This is a genomic window from Streptomyces yongxingensis, assembly GCF_055597465.1.
In genome coordinates this window covers 4,483,331-4,501,121 of sequence record NZ_CM145717.1, presented here as the reverse complement: position 1 = coordinate 4,501,121, position 17,791 = coordinate 4,483,331, and the positions used below count along the sequence as shown (strand labels likewise).

Here is a 17,791-nt window from a genome sequence, read left to right as displayed (position 1 = left end):
GGACGGTGTACGGGGGCGCCGGGCGGTGGGGCCGCGACTCCGCGCGCCGCCCAGCGGCCGTGCCTCGCGCCGGGCTCCCGACCGGGCCGCGCGCCAGGTAACGACTCTGTTTCTGGCGTTAATTTCCGTGAAAGAAGGGTTGGCCCGAACGGGTGGCGTCGTTATCGTTCACGCACTTCACCCAATCGTTCCGCTGAACGAGTAAGCGAAGGGTGCTCCCGTTCATGCCCCCGTCCACATCCCCGTTCTCGTCCCCGTCCGCGTCCTCGTCCCCCTCCACCTCCGCCGCCGCCCACCGCACAGCCCCCGCCGCGGCCGGGATACCGCGGCGGTCGGTGCTCACCACCGCGGCGGCGGCCGTCGCCGCGCTCGGCGGCTCCGCCGCGCTGACCGGCTGCTCGGGAGCCGCCTCCGCCTCCCCGTCGAGGGCCGTGCCCACCCGCGGCCCGGCCGGGCGGCCCGACCGCGGCGGCACCCTGCGCATCGCCCGGCCGCCCGCCTCCGACGCCGAGACCCTCGACCCCGCGAGCGCGCTGTCCGCGTACGAATACCTCGGCGCGCTCTACAACCGCCTCGTCCGGATCGCGCCCGACGGCACCGTGGCCCCCGACCTCGCCGAGTCCTGGGAGCCCGACGCCAAGGCGGCCACCTGGACCTTCCGGCTGCGCCGCGGCGTCACCTTCCACGACGGCCGCGCCTTCACCTCCGCCGACGCCGCCTACACCCTGCGCCACATCCTCGACAAGGCGACCGCGTCCCCGCAGGCCCCCGTGCTGTCCCCGCTGGTCGACCCGGGGCGGCTGCGCACCCCCGACGCCCACACCCTCGTCGTCCCCCTGAAGAGCCCGCACGCCGAGTTCCCCAGCCTGCTCACCCACTACAACTGCTACGTCGTGCCCGAGGGCAGCGCCGGCTCCATCGGCCGCACCGGCATCGGCACCGGCCCCTTCCGGCTCGCCTCCTTCACCGCCGCCGGGCCCGGCCGGGTCACCGCCTACGCCGACCACTGGGCAGGGCGCCCGGTCCTGGACGCGATCGACTTCTACACCGTGGCCGATATGCAGGCCCGCTCCAACGCCCTGCTCGCCGGGCAGGTCGATCTGCTCTCCCAGACCAATCTCGACTTCGCCACCGCCCGGGTCGTCGCCGCCTCCGACCGCGCCACCATCGCCCGCGCCGAGAACGCCCAGTGGTACGTGCTGCCGATGCTCACCACCGAGAAGCCCTTCACCGATCCGCGGGTGCGGCAGGCGATGAAGCTCGCCTACGACCCCGCGCACATCCTGAAGGCCGCCCTCCAGGGCGCGGGCACGGCCGGCTGGGACAACCCCGTCCCGCCGAACGACCCCGCCCATATCGCCACCCACCCCGCCCACGACCCCGAGAAGGCCCGCCATCTGCTGAAACGGGCCGGGCACGAGCGGCTGGCGGTGGACCTCTACACCTCCTCCTACGACCCGATCTTCACGCCCATGGCCCTCGCCTACCAGGAGTCGGCCGGGCGCGCGGGCATCCGGATCCGGGTCAAGACCGCGGCCGCGGACTCGTACTACACCCAGATCTGGATGAAGAAGCCGCTCATGGCCACCTACTGGTACACCGGGCGCCCCATCGACCAGCTCCTCAACCAGGTCTTCCGCGGCGGCTCCTCGTACAACGAGACCGCCTGGTCGGACAAGGAGTTCGACGCGCTGCTCGACCGGGCCCGCCGGGAGACCGACGAGGGCCGCAGGCGCGAGCTCTACGGACAGGCCCAGACGCTCGTCATCGAGCGGGGCGGGGCGATCACGCCGATGTTCGCCGACCGGCTCGTCGGGATCTCCCGGAAGGTCCGCGGCTACGCCGAGCACGGCTTCGAGTTCGACTACCTGCACATCGGGCTGAAGGGGGCGTGATGTTCTCCTTCCTCCTCCGCCGTGTGGTCGCCGCGCTCGGCACCCTGCTGCTCTCCTCGGTCATGGTCTTCCTGGCCGTCCAGGCGCTGCCCGGCGATGTCGCCACGCAGGTGCTCGGCCGGGACGCCACCCCCGACGCGGTCGCCGCGCTGCGCAAGCAGATGGGTCTCGACCAGCCCGCCTGGGAGCGCTACGCCGACTGGATCAAGGGCGCCCTGCACGGCGACTTCGGCACCTCGCTGGTCACCACCAAGCCGGTGGGCGGCGAGGTCGCCCAGTACCTCGGCAACTCGGCCCTGATCGCCGTCGTCACCGTCCTCTTCGCGGTCACCGGCTCCGTCGTCCTCGGCGTCGTGGCCGGGCTCTACCGCGACCGCTGGCCCGACCACCTGATCTCCACGGTCAGCCTGGTCGGGATGAGCGTCCCCGAATTCGTCGTGGCCACGGTGCTGGTGCTCGCCTTCTCCGTCACCGTGCCGGTGCTTCCCGCCGTGGTGCTGTACGGGCCGGGGGGCGGGCTCGGACAGCTGCTCCCGGCGGTGTGGCTGCCCGCCGCCTCGCTCGCGATCGTCATGGCCGCGTACATCGTGCGGATGGCCCGTACCTCGGTGATCGACGTCATGGCGAGCGAATACGTCACCACCGCCCGGCTCAAGGGGCTGTCCACCTGGCGCGTGGTCACCCGGCACGCGCTGCCCAGCGCCCTGCTGCCCACCCTGCACGTCATCGCGCTCAATGTGGCCTGGCTGGTGGGCGGCGTCGCCGTGGTCGAGAACGTCTTCAACTATCCCGGCATCGGGAAGCTGATGCTCACCTCCGTGCAGAACCGCGATCTGCCGGTCATCCAGGCCATCGCCCTCATCAGCGCGGTCGTCTACGTCGTCTGCAACCTCGCCGCCGACCTCGGGTCCATGGCCCTCAATCCCAAGCTCCGTACCCGAGGAGGGAGGATCCGATGAGCTCCGTGAAGCTGCCCGCGGGCCCGGCCCCGTCGTCCGCCCCGGGCCCCGCGCCCGTCCGGCCCGGCCTCGCCGCCCGCACCTGGCGCACGGTGCGCTCCTCCCGCCCGGCCGTCATCGGGCTCGCGATCGTCGCCGTTCATGTGGTGGTCGCGCTGCTGGCCCCGCTGCTCACGCCGTACCACCCCACCACCGGCGACGCCTCGCACGCGCTGCTCGGGCCGAGCGCCGACCACTGGGCGGGCACCGACCAGTACGGGCGCGATGTGCTGACCCGGGTGCTGTACGGCGGGCGGTACGCGCTCGGCGTCTCCGTCACCGCGACCCTCATCACCATCGCTCTCGGCACCGTCCTCGGCTGCGCCGCCGCGCTGCGCGGCGGCTGGCTGGACGATGTGGTCATGCGCGTCCTGGACGCGGTGCTGTCCATCCCCGCGATCCTCGTCCTGCTGGTGATCGTCACCGCGCTGGGCACCGGGTCCTCGGTCATCGTGCTGGCCATCGCCGTCGTCTGCGTTCCCCAGGTGGTGCGGGTGGTGCGGGGTGCCGCGCTCGCCGTCGTGCCGCAGGACTACGTCACCGCGGCGCGGGCCCGGGGCGAGGGCACCTGGGCGATTCTGCGCCGTGAGGTGCTGCCCAACATCAGCGATGTGGTGTGCGTCGAGTTCGCGATGCGGGCGTCGTGGGTGGTGCTGCTGATCTCCTCGCTGTCGTTCCTCGGCTTCGGCGCGGATCCGCCCACCCCGGACTGGGGGCTGATGGTCTCGGAGAACCGCACCGCCATCACCGTGGTGCCGATGGCCAGCCTCGCGCCGATCATCGGCCTGGCCACGATGGTGGTCGGGCTCAACCTCGCGGCCGACGGCCTGTCGAAGGCGTGGGGCGTGGACCGGATCAGGGAGGGCGTCTGATGACCACGTCTTCGAAGGCCCCCATCGTGTCGGTGGACAAGCTGTCGGTGGCGTACCGCTCGGGCGGGCGCGAGGTGCCCGTCGTCCGGGAGGTGTCGCTGGAGGTGAGCCCCGGCCGGACGCTGGCCCTGGTCGGCGAGTCCGGCAGCGGCAAGTCGACGGTCGCCGCGACGCTTCTGGGACATCTGCGGCATGGCTCGCGGATCACGGGTGGGCGCGTCTCGGTGGACGGCAAGGACGTCTTCGCGCTGGCCGCGCGGGAGTTGCGGCGGCTGCGCGGCGGTACGGTCGCGATGGTCGCGCAGAACGCGGGCCACGCCCTGACGCCGTCCATGCGGATCGGACGGCAGATCGCGGAGGCGGGCGGCGAGGTGCCCGTCACGGACCTGTTGGAGCAGGTCCGGCTGGAGCGCCCGCGCGAGCTCGCCCGCCGCTATCCGCATGAGCTCTCCGGCGGGCAGCAGCAGCGCGTCGCCATCGCCATGGCGATCGCGGCCCGGCCCAAGGTGCTCGTGCTGGACGAGCCCACGACCGGCCTCGATGTGATCACCCAGCGCGGGGTGCTGGACCTGGTCGGCGCCCTCCGCGAGGAACTCGGCCTCGCGGCCGTCCTGGTCAGTCATGACCTGGGCGTGGTCGCGCGGATGGCCGACGAGGTGTGCGTGCTGAACGCCGGGCGGGTGGTCGAGGCCGCCCCCACCCGGCGGCTCTTCGCCGCCCCCGCCGATCCGTACACCCGGCGGCTGCTGGCCAGCGTCCCCCGCATCGCGGACGCGGGGCTCGCGGTGGTGGGGGAGGACGGTACGCGGGAGATCCGGCCGAGGGCGGACTCCGTGGGCGCGGTGGACGTGGTCGACGTACGAGAGGTGACGATCGACTACGGGGCCAGCCGTGCCGTGGACGGGGTCTCCTTCAGTGTGCGGCGCGGTGAGGTGCTGGCGCTGGTGGGGGAGTCGGGGAGCGGTAAGTCGACGATCGCGTGGTCGTTGGCGGGGTTGCGGGAGCCGTCGGGCGGAACGATGAAGGCCACGTCCGGTCGCCGGTCGGCCGATGGCCGGTCCGGGGGTGACGGCGACCTGGGCGCCCCCGCGCGGCGGCGCCCGCTCGCCCTGCGCCGCACCGTCCAGCTCGTCTTCCAGAACGCCGACACCTCGCTCAATCCGCGGCGCTCGGTGGGCGATGCGGTACGGCGACCGCTGCGCTTCTTCGGTACGGCGGGGTCGCGGGGCGAGTCGGCGTCGCGCGCCCGTCAGCTGATCGCCGACGTCCGCCTCGACCCCGGCTTCGCCGACCGGCTCCCCGCCCAGCTGTCCGGCGGCCAGCGCCAGCGCATCGGCATCGCGCGGGCGCTGGCCGGTGAGCCCGATCTGCTGATCGCGGACGAGATCACGACGGCGCTGGACGTGTCCGTACAGGCGGATGTGCTGCGCCTGCTGGACGACCTGCGCCGGGAGCGTGAACTGGCCTGCCTGTTCATCAGCCATGACCTGGCGGTGGTGCGGGGGATCGCGGACCGGGTGGTGGTGCTGCGGCACGGGGTGGTGGTGGAGGAGGGCCCGACGGACGCGGTCTTCGCGGCTCCGGGCCATCCGTACACGAGGGCGCTGATGGCGGCGGCGCTGGAGCCGGATCCGGAGGCGGAGAGGGAGGTGGTCTCGGCTGAGGAGTGGGCGGACGCGGCGGAGCCGGGCGCGCTTTGGAGCGACTTGGGCGAGGGCCACCGAGTGCGGCGCTGGCGGCCGGCAGATGGCTAGCCCCCACCCCGCCCCTCCCCGAACCGGGGCTCCGCCCCGGCCCCCCATGCGGAGCTCCGCCCCGCACCCCGCCGGGGCTCCGCCCCTGGACCCCGCTCCTCAATCGCCGGAGGGCTGGATACCCCCGGCCGGGGCCCGGGGCGGAAATGCCCCACTACCCAGCCCCTCCGGCGTTTGAGGAGCGGGGGTTCGGGGGCGGAGCCCGTGGGTCGGTGGGGAGCGGGTTGCCGCAGGTGCGTGCGGGGGCGTTCCGACGTCGCGAGCGGGGCGACTCAAGCCCCTCCGGCGCTTGAGGAGCGGGGGCCGGGGGCGGCGCCTCCGGGTTCGGGGAGGGGCGGGGTGGGGGAGTCGCCCGCCGCAGGCGCACCCGTGCCCGCACCACAACACCAGCTAGAGGAGATACGTGAAGTACCGCGAGACGTTCGACCGCAAGGTGCTGGTCGAGGACGTGTGGATCCCCACCCGGGACGGGAGGACGCGGCTGCACGCACGCATCTGGCGGCCGACGGACGCCGAGACCGCCCCCGTCCCCGCCCTGCTCGAATACCTTCCGTACCGCAAGAGCGACTGGACCGCCCCGCGCGACGCGCAGCGTCACCCCTGGTACGCCGGGCACGGCTACGCCTCCGTACGGGTCGACCTGCGCGGCAGCGGCGACTCGGAGGGCGTGATGCTCGACGAGTACACCGCGACCGAGCTCGCCGACGGCGTCGACGTCGTCAACTGGCTCGCGCGGCAGCCCTGGTGCACCGGCAAGGTGGGCATGTTCGGGATCTCCTGGGGCGGGTTCAACTCGCTCCAGATCGCCGCCCTGCGCCCCGCCCCGCTGAAGGCGATCGTCACCGTCTGCTCCACCGACGACCGTTACGACAACGACGTCCACTACACCGGCGGCGCCGTCCTCGGCATCGACATGCTCGCCTGGGCCGGGACCATGCTCGCGTTCACCGCCCGCCCCCCGCACCCCACCTCCGTCGGCGAGGACCGCTGGCTGCCCATGTGGCGGGAGCGGCTCGACGCGCTCGAGCCGTATCTGCACACCTGGCTCGCCCACCAGGAGCGGGACGACTACTGGCGGCACGGCAGCGTCTGCGAGGACTACGGCGCGATCGAGGCCGCCGTGCTCGCGGTCGGCGGCTGGGCCGATCCGTACCGGGACACCGTGCCGCGCCTGCTGGAGCACCTCGACGCGCCCGTACGGGGGCTGATCGGCCCCTGGTCGCACCAGTACCCCGACCGGGGGCTGCCCCCGGGCCCGGCGATCGGCTTCCTCCAGGAGACCCTGCGCTGGTGGGACCACTGGCTCAAGGACGAGCCGACCGGCGTGCTGGACGAGCCGAGGCTCCGCGCCTGGATCAACGACCCCGTGCCGCCCGCCACCTCGTACGAGACGATGCCCGGCCGCTGGGTCGGCGAGGACACCTGGCCGTCGCCGTCCGTGACCTGGGACGAACGCCCCCTCGGCGGCCCCGCCGACGAGCCGGTGATCGTGCGCTCGCCGCTGCACACCGGGCTGGACGCCGGCCGCTTCTTCCCCTTCGGCAACGCCACCGACCTGCCGCCCGACCAGCGCGCGGAGGACGGCCGCTCGCGCTGCTTCGACTCGGCGCCGCTCACCGCGCGGGTGGAGATCCTGGGCCGCCCCCGCGTACGGCTGCGGCTGGACAGCGCCACCCCGCGCGCCCACGTGATCGCCCGCGTCTGCGACGTGGCGCCCGACGGCTCGTCCACGCTGGTCACCCGCGGTGTGCTCAACCTGATGTCCCGGCACGGCCGGGAGAAGGCCGTGGAGTGGGAACCGGGGACGTACGAGGACGTGGAGTTCGAGCTGAACGCCACGGGCTACGCCTTCCCGCCCGGCCACCGCATCCGGGTCGCCGTCTCCGACGCGTACTGGCCGTGGGTCTGGCCGCACGGCGAACGGGGCCATCTGACCGTACGGCCCGGCGAGAGCGCGCTGCTGCTGCCCGTACGGGATCCGGGCGCCGACGCGGGCCGCCCGCCCATCGTCTTCGAGGAGCCCGAGCAGGCCCCGCCGCTCGCCGTGACCGTCGACCCGCCCGCCGCGCCACGGCCCGAACGCACCGTCACCCACGACGTGGCCACCGGAGAGTGGGTGCTGGAGGTGGACCCCAACTACGGGGGTTCGCGCACCTATCCGGACGGACTGCGCTACGAGGAGAGCGCCCGCGAGACCTACCGCATCCGCTCCGACGATCCGCTGTCGGCCGTGGCAAGCTCTCGGTGGACCATCCGGCTGCGGCGCGGGGACTGGGAGGCGGAGGTCGTCACCGCCATGGAACTGCGGGCCACGGCGGAGGAATTCATCATGGACAGCAGCATCGAGGCACGGGCGAACGGAGAGACAGTGGCCACGCGCGCATGGCACCGCACCACACCGAGGACGTCCGCGTGACGTCCCGTTCCGAACGCCGCCCACCGCGCCGCGCCGTCGCCGCCTCCGCCCGCACCCGGCAGCCCACCGAGGTGCGCCGTCGGCTGATCGTGGAGGCCGCGGTGCCGCTCATCGCCGAGCGCGGCACCAAGGCGGTGGGGGTGCGCGAGGTGGCGGCCGCGGCCGGGGTGTCGGTCGGCACGGTCACGTACCACTTCGAGAGCGTGCAGGAAGTCCTCTCCGAGGCGATGGTGCTGCACATAGAGCGCTACTACGCCGCGCTGAGCGACGCCGCCGCGCACGCCACCAGCGGCGGGGAGGGGCTGTGGCTGCTCATCGACGCGCTCTTCACGGAGGACACGGACCGGCACTGGCGGATGTGGTTCGACTACTGGAATGCGGGCGAACGGGACCAGACCTTCGCCCGCGGCCAGGCCGAACGGTACGAGAACTGGCACGGCGAGATCCGGGCCCTGGTGGAACGGGGCCGCGCCGAGGGTGACTTCCACTGCGACGACCCGGCCGACTTCGCCCTCCGCTTCTCCGCCCTGGCCGACGGCCTCGCCCTGCGCCGCCTCCGCCAGGTCCCGGCCCTGAGCGTCGAGGACGCGCGACGCCACCTGCGGCGCTTCGCCGAGGCGGAGCTGGGCGGCTGAGCGCGAGTCTTCCGCGGGTCGCCCGGCCCCGCCCCGTCCCTCCCGGCACCGGTATCGGGAGAGACGGGGACAGGGTGGCTCAGATCAGCCGGCGCAGAGGGTCAGGCTGATTCTGGCGCCCCTGGGCACGGCGGTCGGACTGTGGGGGGAGACCTCGACGACCGTGCCCGGCTTGCCGTTCCTGCCGCAGTCCACCGTGCCGACCTTGCCGAGCTCGAGCTGGGACTTCAGCAGCAGTTGCTGGGCGAACTCCAGGCTGAGACCCCCGAAGTCGAGCTTGTACTTGCTGTCCTCCAGCGCGACGTAGGTGGCTTCGGGATCGGCGGTCGCGGTGCTGACGGCGGCGGGCTTCGATGCCTCCGAACCGCTGTTGATGGTGGCCAGCGCGGTGCCGCCACCGGCCACGATGAGGGCCGTGGCGATACCGGCGATGGCCGTGGCCCGCTTGCGGCGGGCGCCTCGCACGATGCGGGCCGTGTCGAAGTCCGGCGCCTCGGCGGCGTTCACGTATTCGTTCATGGCGTTCACCAATTCCTCTTCGAAGGGCGTGTAGCCCGAGCAGCCGAAAGGCCGTGAATCATGCGAAGTCATCGGGTTCCTTCCGTGGGCTGCCGCGGTGAAGGGCCGGAGAGTGCGGGGAACTGGCTTCTGAGCTTTTCCATCCCACGGGCGAGCTGGGATCGCACGGTGCTCGGTGAGATTCTCAGGTCGGCCGCGATCTCGGCGTCGGACAGGTCGTGGAAGTACCGCAGTACCACGACCGTGCGCATGCGCATCGGCAGCCGCTGAAGGGCGCGGACCAACTGGTCCCTGCTGTCGATACGCCCGTACTCGTCCCCAGGAGCCGCTGGGTCACCGCCGTCCTGGTGTTGCACCATGCGGCGGAATTTCCGCCACCGGTCGTTGGCCAGGTTCACCATGATCCGCCGGACATAGGCGTCCGGAGCGTCCTTGGCGGCGATCGTGCGCCATGTGCGGCAGGCCCGCTCCAGGGTTTCCTGGACCAGGTCCTCCGCCGCCTCACGGTTCCCCGTCAAAACGAGGGCGCCACGGAACAACGCGGCCGACCGCGTCGCGACAAAGCCAGGGAAATCGATCTCCGCCGAACCAGTCTCGGTGGGGGCGGTTCTCAGCTTCCACTCGGTTGCCAGATCCACACGCTCCTCCCTTCCTGTCACCCCTCCTTGACGGGGAGGCCATCTCATCTGCTGCATGGCCGTGATGAGAGCTGGGTCACAGGGTGAGGGCAGGGGTCCGTGACGGCGAGGCCGGCGCGGAGGTCCTCGCGGAGCGGGTGGCTATGAGGCGTTGCCCGGGGCTGTCGTGGAGGAGCCCGCGTCGAGGCCGGTGAGGAAGGCGGTGAGGACGCGGCACAGGCGGGGTTCCACCTCGACGATCGCGTGGCCGAGGCGGGGGTCGGTCTCGTACAGCTCCCGCAGGCGCGGGCCGGGGGTGGCCATCTGCCGGAGCGCCCCGGCCAGGCTGGTCGCCGTGGCGACGAGGTCGACGGTCTGGAGTTCGGTCAGGCCGAGCAGCCGTCGCAGCTCGTCGCCGATCAGCTCGATCTCCTCGAGCGTCACCAGTTTGAACTCGCGCACCGAGTCGATCGAGACATTGCGCTCGAGGTTCATGGGCGCCTGGGCCAGCAGGTCGCAGAACATCGGCCGGGCCGCCAGCGTGGCGGCGACGACCTCGGCGACCTCCGGGGCCGTGGCGCGCGCCCTGCGTTCGAGATCGCCGCGCAGCTCGGCGGACCACTGCCGCCAGCCCTCCGCGGTGAGCCTGAGGAAGATCTGCTCCCGTGTCTCGAAGTAGCGCAGCAGGGCTGACTTGTGCATCCCCACGGCCCCGGCGATGTCGGTGAGGGTGACGTCCCGGACCCCGCGCTCGCGGGCGAGGCCACGGGCCGCGTCCAGGATCGCCTCTTCCCGCACCTGCTTGGCCCGGGCACTGCGCGCACGTTGGAAGGCAGGCGTCGTCATGCCGGACATCATAGGAACCCGTAAGAGAACGGTGTTGCGTAAATAAGAGAACGGTGTTGTACTAACGGTATGAGTTCACAGGTTATGAGTGCACAGGGTTCACAGGTCTGGTTCATCACCGGTTCGTCGCGCGGTCTCGGCCGCGCCCTGGTCACCGCCGCCCTCGAGGCCGGTGACCGCGTCGTGGCCACCGCCCGCCGCCCCGAGGCGCTCGCGGAGGCGTATCAGGAGTACGGCGACCGCATCCACCCCCTCGCGCTGGACGTCACCCGCCCCGAGGCGGCGCGCGAGGCCGTCGAGGCGGCGCTCGCCCGCTTCGGGCGCGTCGACGTGCTGGTGAACAACGCGGGATACGCGAATGTGTCGCCCATCGAGACCTCGGACGACGAGGACTTCCGCGCCCAGTTCGAGACGAACTTCTGGGGCGTCTACCACGTGACGAAGGCCGTGCTCCCGGTCCTGCGGCAGCAGGGGGCCGGCACCGTCGTGCAGATCTCCTCGATCGGCGGGCGGGTCGGCGGATCGCCGGGCATCGCCTCCTACCAGGCGGCCAAGTTCGCGGTGGACGGCTTCAGCCGGGTCCTCGCCGCGGAGACCGGGCCGCTCGGCGTGCGCGTCATGGTCGTCGAACCGAGCGGTTTCGCCACCGACTGGGCCGGTTCCTCCATGACGGTCCACCCGATCCCCGACGCCTACGACGCGACCGTCGGGGAGATGAACCGGCAGGTGCGGCAGAGCACGGACGGGGCGGCCGGGGACCCCCGGCGCGCCGCCGAGATCATCGTGCGGACCGTCCACCGCGGCGAGGTCCCGAGCCATCTCCCGCTGGGCGTGAACGCGGCGACCATGGCGCGGGACTACTCGCGGCGCCAGCTCGCCGAGGTGACCGCCTGGGAGAAGGTCAGCCGCTCGGCCGACTTCGGCGAGCCGTACCCGGCGGAGCTCCCGGCCGAGGGTGCGGCCGCCTGAGGGGCTGTTGCGCTACGGGCGGCGGATCGCGCGGCGGATCGCGCGCCCCGCGAGGACGTCCGTCCGCCGTCCGTCCTCGATGACGGAACGGCCGTCGATGAGGACGTGGGGGATGCCGGTCGGCAGGGTGCGCGGGGCCTCGAACGTCGAGCCCGCCGCGACCGTCTCCGGGTCGAAGAGGACGAGGTCCGCGCGGTAGCCCTCGCGGACTTGGCCCCGGTCGGGGAGGCGGAGACGGGCCGCGGGGCGGGCGGTGAGGTGGGCCACGCACTCCTCCAGGGTGAGGACGCCCAGCTCACGGACGTAGCGGCCCAGGTACTGGGGGAAGGTGCCGTAGGCGCGGGGGTGCGGCTTGGCGCCGTGCAGGATGCCGTCGCTGCCGCCGGTGTGGACGGGGTGCTTCATGATCGCCTGGACGTTCTCCTCGTGCCCGACGTGCTGCAGGATCGTCGGGCCGAGGCGGTCGTCCAGGAGGAGGCGGCGCGCGGTGACCCAGGGGGCCTCGGCTCGTTCGCGGGCGCTCGCGGCGACCGTCTTGCCGACGTATTCGGTGAGGGCCGGGTCGTTCACCCCGGAGATCTCGATGGTGTCCCAGTTGATCGGCACCCCGTGGCAGCCGTCCGCTCCCTCTTCCTCCATGACGTGCCGGATGCGCTCGGCTTCGGCGTCGTCGCGCAGCCGCGCGAGGGCCGCGTCGGGGCCGCCCTCGGCCGCCCAGCTCGGCAGCATCGCGGCGAGCGTGGTGCAGCCGGGGAGATAGGGATAGGTGTCGAGGGTGATGTCGGCGCCGTCGGCGATCGCGGCGTCCAGGAGGGCGAGCAGCTCGGGGGCGCGGCCCTTGTTGAGGTCGAAGTTCATGGTGGCGTGGGCGAGGTGCAGCGCACAGCCCGCCTCCCGGCTGAGGGCCACCATCTCCTCGTAGGCGCGCAGCGCACCGGCGCCGTAGGAGCGGTGGTGCGGGCAGTAGTAGCCGTCGTACGCGGCCACGACCCGGCACAGCTCGGTGAGTTCGGCGTCGGAGGCGTACATCCCGGGGGTGTAGGTGAGCCCGGAGGACAGGCCGACCGCCCCCTGCTCCAGCCCCTCCGCCACCAGCGCCTTCATCCGCTCGACCTCGGCGGGCGTCGCGTCGCGGTCCTCCCAGCCGAGGGCGAGCATGCGGACGGTGCCCTGGGGGATGAGGTACGCGGCGTTGACCGCGATGCCCTGGCCGCCGAAGCCGTGGTCGAGGCGGTCCAGGAACTCGCCGACGGTGCGCCAGGTGAAGTCGATGTCGGAGCCGTCGCCGTTCCAGCCGGTGATGGCGGTACGGATCTGGGCGAGCGTGCGGTCGTCCACGGGCGCGTAGGAGAGCCCGTCCTGGCCGATGACCTCCAGGGTCACGCCCTGGGCGACCTTGGCGGAGTGGTCGGGGTCGCGGAGCAGGGCCAGGTCGCTGTGGGCGTGCATGTCGATGAAGCCGGGGGAGAGGGCGAGGCCGTCGGCGTCCACGGTGCGGTGGGCGGTGGGGCGCGACCCACTCCCCTCGGGTACGACGGCGGCGATCCGGCCGCCGTCGACGGCCACGTCTGCCCGATACCGGGCCCGCCCGGTGCCGTCGATGACGTCCGCACCGCGAATGACCAGTTCCATGGGGTTGCCCTCTCTTCCTGCCGACCGCGCCTGGGGCGCGCTGACGTTTCCCCACCCACCCGCCCTCACTCGGTGGGGGACCCTCCGGGTCCCCCACACCCCCACCCGGCCCCGGGCTTCACGGCCCGTGAGCCGGGTGGGGGCGTGTCCCGTGCCCAGGGCGGGGCTTGCGCCCCGGCCGCCGGGCCCGGCGGAGGCTCCCGCTCCCGCCCCCGGCCCGGCCTCCGGGCCTCGCGGCCCGCGAGCCGGGTGGCCTGCGCCCCGCCTGGCCCGGGCCTGCCCGGGCGCCCATTGTCCGGTGCCCGACTGGCCCCGGCCCGCCGCCAGGTGCCTCAGCGGGGGCAGCGGCGGGGCGTCGCCGCCGTGGAACCGGCCCGGGCCGGTCCCGGGGCCTGGGACATGGCCCGGGTGGGTTGCCGGGCCGGTCTCGGTTTCGGGTCCGGCCCGGCGGGGTTCGGGCCTTGACCCGTCCCTGGGGTCTCGCTCCGGGGCAGGGGCTTTGAGCGGGCCCGGTCCGGGGCGGAGTCCCGGGTAGGGGCGGGTGGGTGGGTCAGAAGAAGGTGCGGATGTAGTCCGTGACGGTGCCGTCCGACTCCGCCACCGGGATCAGTTGCCACTTGTCGAAGCTGGTGCAGGGGTGGGAGAGGCCCAGGGCCACCCAGTCGCCGACCTCCAGGTCCGTGCCGTCCGCGACCGAGACCCAGGCGTGCTGGTCGGAGAGGGCCGTGATGGTGAGGCCCGTGGCGGGGCGGGTGGAGGCGTCGCGGGCGGAGCGGATGAGCTGGGGTTCGGGCATGTCCAGGTCGTACGCCGCGTCCCGCTTGCCCGCGTTCAGGAACGCCTGGCCGGGTTCGGGGCGCGAGACGACCTGGGCCCACAGGCGGAAGGCCGGGTGCAGCTCGCCCTCCTCCGGGACGCGGTTGAACGGGGTGATGTGCCGGTAGTGGCCGTCGTCGTGGGAGACGTACGCACCCGAGCGCAGCAGCTTCAGCACCGGCCGCGACAGCGTGGGCAGCTCCGCGAAGACGTCCGCCACCGCGTCGAACCAGGCGCTGCCGCCCGCGCTGACGACCACCTCGTCCACGTCCTGGAAGCGGCCCGCCGCGTCGAAATCCGCCGCCAGTGCCGTGAGGCGGCGCAGCCACGCCCGTACCCGCTCGCCGTCCGCCTCTGGCACCTCGCCCTCGTAACCGGCCACCCCGACCAGCCGCAGGGTCCCGGCGGCCGCGACCGCGTCGGCGACCGTCGCGCACTCCGCCTCCGTACGGACCCCGGTGCGCGCCCCCTCGCCGCCGCCCAGCTCGACCACCACATCGACCGGCCGCCGCGCGCCCGCCTCCCGCAGGGCCGCGTCCATCAGCTCCACGCCGCGCACCGAGTCGACGTAGGCGATGAAGCGGAAATCGGGGTCGGCGTCGAGCTCGGCCGCGAGCCAGTGGAGGGCGGCGGCGTCGACGACCTCGTTGGCGAGGAAGATCCGCTGGATGCCGAAGGCCCGGTAGATCCGCACCTGGGTGGGGACGGCCGCGGTGATGCCCCAGGCCCCGTGCGCGAGCTGGCGCTCGAAGAGCTGCGGGGCCAGGGAGGTCTTGCCGTGCGGGGCGAAGGCGAGCCCATGGGCGGCGGAGTAGCGCTCCATCGCCACCAGGTTGTGCTCCAGCGCCTCGGCCGACAGCGCCAGTACGGGCGTGGTGAAGCCACCGGTGAACAGGGAGCGCCGCTCGGCGGCGAGCTCGCCGACCGTAAGGCCCTCGGCGTTCGGCGGCAGCCCCTTGAAGCGGTGGTCGACGCGCTCCCGCGCGAGGGCGGCGACGGCCTGGTCGCGGTGGTCGGTGGCCATGGAGCGCCTCCATAACGATTCCGGTTGCAATCTCTGCAACGTTCATTGCGCATAACGCTTAGCGCTGTCTAACATCCCGCCCAGCACCGGGTCAACGGTGTGCGGCTGACCCCCATCCGTCCATCCACCAGGAGCGAGACCAACCGTGTCCCCTCTCCCCAGCGGCGAAGCCGTCGATACCGTCGTCGATGCCGTCGACGTCGTATGTCTCGGCGAGTCGATGGTGACCTTCGTGCCGTCCCGTCCGGGCCGGCTGGCGGACGTCCCCTCGTTCGCCCGGGGCATCGGCGGCGCCGAGTCCAATGTCGCCTGTGGCCTGGCCCGCGCCGGGCACAGCGCGCGCTGGATCAGCCGGGTGGGCACGGACGGCTTCGGCGAGCACCTCGTACGGGAGATCGCGGCCACCGGCGTGGACACGGCGTACGTCCAGCGCGATCCGCGCCGCCCCACCGGGATCTACTTCCGTACGGCGGGGGAGCGTGCCGTTGGCTCCGAGACCGCTGACGGGGACGGCGGTGTCGCCGCCTCGGAACCGCTCGCCGAGGTGATCTACTACCGGGCCGGATCCGCCGCCGCGGCCATGTCCCCCGCGCTCATCCCCCGGGAGTGGGCCTGGTCCGGCCGGGTGCTCCATCTGACCGGGATCACCCCGGCCCTCTCCGGCGACTGCCGCGCGCTGATGCGCGAGCTGACCGCCCGCGCCCCCGGCCGTCCCCTCGTCTCCTTCGACCTCAACTACCGGGTCTCGCTCTGGCGGAAGGAGGGGGGAGCCGACGGCGAAAGCGGCCCCGCCGTCCTGCTCGACCTCGCCCGCCGCTGCGACCTCGTCTTCGTCGGCGAGGACGAGGCCGAGGCGGTCTGGGGGCTGCGCGGCCCGGAGGCCATACGGGCGGCGCTGCCCGAGCCGGAGGTGCTGGTCGTCAAGCAGGGCGGCGCCGGAGCCACCGCCTACGCACGCCGACCGGACGGCGACGCCACCGGCGACGGCACCGATGCCGCCACCGACACCGTCACCTTCGAACCCGCCCCGCGCGTCGACGTCGTCGCCCCCGTCGGCGCGGGCGACGCCTTCGCCGCCGGTTTCCTCTCCGGCACCCTGCGCGGACTGCCCGTCGCCGAACGGCTGCGCCACGGCCACCTCATGGCCGCCGCCGCGCTCACCGTCCCCGGCGACCTCGGCACCCCGCCCTCCCGTGAGCACGCCGACCACCTGGTGGCACTCGATGCCGCGCGGTGGGGCACACTGCGATTCGGCCCCGGCTGGACAGATCTGCCGAGTCCCGCCGAAAAGTGGGCCGAGACCGCAGCGGTGGAGGTACCCGACTCATGAGCCAGACCGTCGACCGAGCGCTGAGCATCCTGCCGCTGCTGGCGGAGGGGCCGGCCAATCTGGAGCAGGTCGCCACGCGGCTGGGCGTGCATAAGTCGACCGCGCTGCGGCTGCTGCGCACCCTCCATGAGCACGGCATGGTCTACCGCCAGCAGGACCAGCGCTACCGCCTCGGCGCCCGCCTCTTCGCGCTCGCGCAGGAGGCGGTCGAGAACCTCGACGTACGCGAGATCGCCCATCCCCATCTGGTGGCGCTCAACGAACGCTGCGGGCACACCGTCCACCTCGCGGTGTACGAGGAGAACGAGGTGCTCTACATCGACAAGGTGGAGAGCCGCTACCCGGTGCGGATGTACTCGCGGATCGGCAAGCCCGTGGCCATCACCGTGGCCGCCGTGGCCAAGCTGCTGCTGGCCGATCTGCCCGAGCCCGAGCGGCGGACGCTGGCCGAGCGGCTCACCTACCCCGCGTACACGCCCCGTTCGACGCCCAACGCCGCCGCGTTCCTCAAGGAGCTGGCGACCGTGCGCGACCAGGGCTGGGCCACCGACTTCGGCGGCCACGAGGAGTCGATCAACTGCGTCGGGGCACCGATCCGGGGAGCGGACGGACGCGTCGTCGCCGCCTGCTCGGTGTCGGCGCCGAACGTCGTCGTCAGCGCCGACGAACTCCTCTCCCTGCTGCCGCTGGTGCGCCGCACGGCGGAGGAGATCAGCCGGGAATACTCGGGCGGCGCCCCGGTGTCCCACGACGCGCAGGACGCACCACACGGCACGCACGGCACGGCCGGCCCGTCGGCCACCGCCCCCTCACACGAGCACGACCCATCGCACGAAACCCCCGAGAAGAGAGCCGAGGAGACCTCCTCATGACCGAGAAGCTCCAGAAGACCGCGATCACCCCGGCCACGCACACCACCCCGCCCGCCAAGTTCTCCCACGGCGTGAAGAAGGGGAACATCCTCCAGGTCGCCGGTCAGGTCGGCTTCGGCCCCGCCGTCCCGGGCCAGGCCCCCACCCCCGTCGGGCCGACCCTGCGCGAGCAGACCCTGCAGACCCTGCGCAATGTGCAGGCCGTGCTGGAGGAGGGCGGCGCGAGCTGGGAGGACGTGGTGATGGTGCGGATCTACCTCACCGACACCGGCCACTTCGCCGAACTCAACGAGATCTACAACGAGTTCTTCGCCGACCTCAAGGAGGCCCCGGCCGCCCGTACGACGGTCTACGTCGGCCTCCCGGCCGGTCTGCTCGTCGAGATCGACGCCCTCGCGGTCCTGGGCTGACGCCCGCGCCGTGCTGGGCTGATGCCTCGCCGTGCCGGGCTGACGCCCGAAACGGCCGGCCACCAAAGCGGCCGACCCCCACCCCCCCCGCGGCGGGCGGGAGCGTTCCCCGCCCGCCGCGGGTTCCACCCCTGACTGACTCGTCCTCACCGTCCCCGTCGTCGGAAGCTCGAGCCCTGATCACCC

The 17,791-nt window shown here is 73.0% G+C and carries 15 protein-coding genes; 10 read left to right on the top strand and 5 right to left on the bottom strand.

The window, feature by feature from the left end; genetic code table 11:
- Nucleotides 1–224: 224 nt before the first annotated feature.
- The 6 genes from ACZ6TD_RS18920 (at nucleotide 225) to ACZ6TD_RS18895 (ending at nucleotide 8,570) form a co-directional block, all read left to right on the top strand.
- Nucleotides 225–1,895 carry an ABC transporter substrate-binding protein gene (locus ACZ6TD_RS18920; RefSeq protein ID WP_471355474.1) on the top strand — a complete coding sequence of 557 codons (1,671 nt, stop codon included), beginning with the start codon at nucleotides 225–227 and terminating at the stop codon, nucleotides 1,893–1,895.
- Nucleotides 1,895–2,854 (top strand): ABC transporter permease, encoded by a 960-nt coding sequence (locus ACZ6TD_RS18915; protein WP_471355472.1) that lies wholly within the window; start codon nucleotides 1,895–1,897, stop codon nucleotides 2,852–2,854. Before ACZ6TD_RS18920 ends, ACZ6TD_RS18915 begins: the two co-directional genes overlap by 1 nt.
- Nucleotides 2,851–3,765: an ABC transporter permease gene (locus tag ACZ6TD_RS18910; RefSeq protein WP_471355471.1), complete on the top strand. Its 915-nt coding sequence runs from the start codon at nucleotides 2,851–2,853 to the stop codon at nucleotides 3,763–3,765. The genes ACZ6TD_RS18915 and ACZ6TD_RS18910 overlap by 4 nt, the downstream gene beginning before the upstream one ends.
- Complete coding sequence (locus ACZ6TD_RS18905; RefSeq protein ID WP_471355469.1) at nucleotides 3,765–5,519, top strand: dipeptide ABC transporter ATP-binding protein; 1,755 nt, start codon at nucleotides 3,765–3,767, stop codon at nucleotides 5,517–5,519. The genes ACZ6TD_RS18910 and ACZ6TD_RS18905 overlap by 1 nt, the downstream gene beginning before the upstream one ends.
- A gap of 403 nt (nucleotides 5,520–5,922) precedes the next feature.
- Entirely contained in the window at nucleotides 5,923–7,935 is a 2,013-nt protein-coding gene (locus ACZ6TD_RS18900; RefSeq protein ID WP_471355466.1) for a CocE/NonD family hydrolase, read from the top strand.
- A complete protein-coding gene (locus tag ACZ6TD_RS18895) occupies nucleotides 7,932–8,570 on the top strand; it encodes a TetR/AcrR family transcriptional regulator (RefSeq protein ID WP_471355464.1) in 639 nt (212 codons plus the stop codon). The genes ACZ6TD_RS18900 and ACZ6TD_RS18895 overlap by 4 nt, the downstream gene beginning before the upstream one ends.
- 84 nt (nucleotides 8,571–8,654) lie before the next feature.
- Here ACZ6TD_RS18895 and ACZ6TD_RS18890 read toward each other — a convergent pair whose 3' ends face one another.
- From ACZ6TD_RS18890 to ACZ6TD_RS18880, 3 genes are all read right to left on the bottom strand, one after another.
- Nucleotides 8,655–9,089, bottom strand: a complete 435-nt coding sequence (locus ACZ6TD_RS18890; protein ID WP_471355462.1) for a hypothetical protein — start codon at nucleotides 9,087–9,089, stop codon at nucleotides 8,655–8,657.
- A 68-nt stretch (nucleotides 9,090–9,157) separates the two neighbouring features.
- Nucleotides 9,158–9,727, bottom strand: coding sequence for a SigE family RNA polymerase sigma factor (locus ACZ6TD_RS18885; protein WP_471355459.1), 570 nt, complete (start codon nucleotides 9,725–9,727; stop codon nucleotides 9,158–9,160).
- A 141-nt stretch (nucleotides 9,728–9,868) separates the two neighbouring features.
- Nucleotides 9,869–10,552, bottom strand: coding sequence for a TetR/AcrR family transcriptional regulator (locus ACZ6TD_RS18880; RefSeq protein ID WP_471355456.1), 684 nt, complete (start codon nucleotides 10,550–10,552; stop codon nucleotides 9,869–9,871).
- Nucleotides 10,553–10,636: 84 nt separating this feature from the next.
- Here ACZ6TD_RS18880 and ACZ6TD_RS18875 point away from each other — a divergent pair, with 84 nt between their 5' ends.
- Nucleotides 10,637–11,521: an SDR family NAD(P)-dependent oxidoreductase gene (locus ACZ6TD_RS18875; RefSeq protein WP_471355454.1), complete on the top strand. Its 885-nt coding sequence runs from the start codon at nucleotides 10,637–10,639 to the stop codon at nucleotides 11,519–11,521.
- 12 nt (nucleotides 11,522–11,533) lie between these two features.
- Here ACZ6TD_RS18875 and ACZ6TD_RS18870 read toward each other — a convergent pair whose 3' ends face one another.
- Both ACZ6TD_RS18870 and ACZ6TD_RS18865 read right to left on the bottom strand, forming a co-directional pair.
- Complete coding sequence (locus ACZ6TD_RS18870; protein WP_471355451.1) at nucleotides 11,534–13,153, bottom strand: N-acyl-D-amino-acid deacylase family protein; 1,620 nt, start codon at nucleotides 13,151–13,153, stop codon at nucleotides 11,534–11,536.
- A gap of 550 nt (nucleotides 13,154–13,703) precedes the next feature.
- The gene (locus ACZ6TD_RS18865) at nucleotides 13,704–14,993 is read right to left on the bottom strand and encodes an amino acid deaminase (RefSeq protein WP_471355449.1); all 1,290 of its coding nucleotides are present in this window, start codon (nucleotides 14,991–14,993) and stop codon (nucleotides 13,704–13,706) included.
- A 220-nt stretch (nucleotides 14,994–15,213) separates the two neighbouring features.
- Between ACZ6TD_RS18865 and ACZ6TD_RS18860 the strand changes: the two genes are divergently transcribed.
- Genes ACZ6TD_RS18860 through ACZ6TD_RS18850 form a run of 3 tightly spaced genes read left to right on the top strand, consistent with a single transcriptional unit; the run spans nucleotide 15,214 to nucleotide 17,605 of the window.
- Nucleotides 15,214–16,323 carry a sugar kinase gene (locus ACZ6TD_RS18860; RefSeq protein WP_471357850.1) on the top strand — a complete coding sequence of 370 codons (1,110 nt, stop codon included), beginning with the start codon at nucleotides 15,214–15,216 and terminating at the stop codon, nucleotides 16,321–16,323.
- Nucleotides 16,320–17,195: an IclR family transcriptional regulator gene (locus ACZ6TD_RS18855; RefSeq protein ID WP_471355447.1), complete on the top strand. Its 876-nt coding sequence runs from the start codon at nucleotides 16,320–16,322 to the stop codon at nucleotides 17,193–17,195. Before ACZ6TD_RS18860 ends, ACZ6TD_RS18855 begins: the two co-directional genes overlap by 4 nt.
- Nucleotides 17,192–17,605 (top strand): RidA family protein, encoded by a 414-nt coding sequence (locus ACZ6TD_RS18850; RefSeq protein ID WP_198270627.1) that lies wholly within the window; start codon nucleotides 17,192–17,194, stop codon nucleotides 17,603–17,605. The genes ACZ6TD_RS18855 and ACZ6TD_RS18850 overlap by 4 nt, the downstream gene beginning before the upstream one ends.
- Nucleotides 17,606–17,791: the final 186 nt, after the last annotated feature.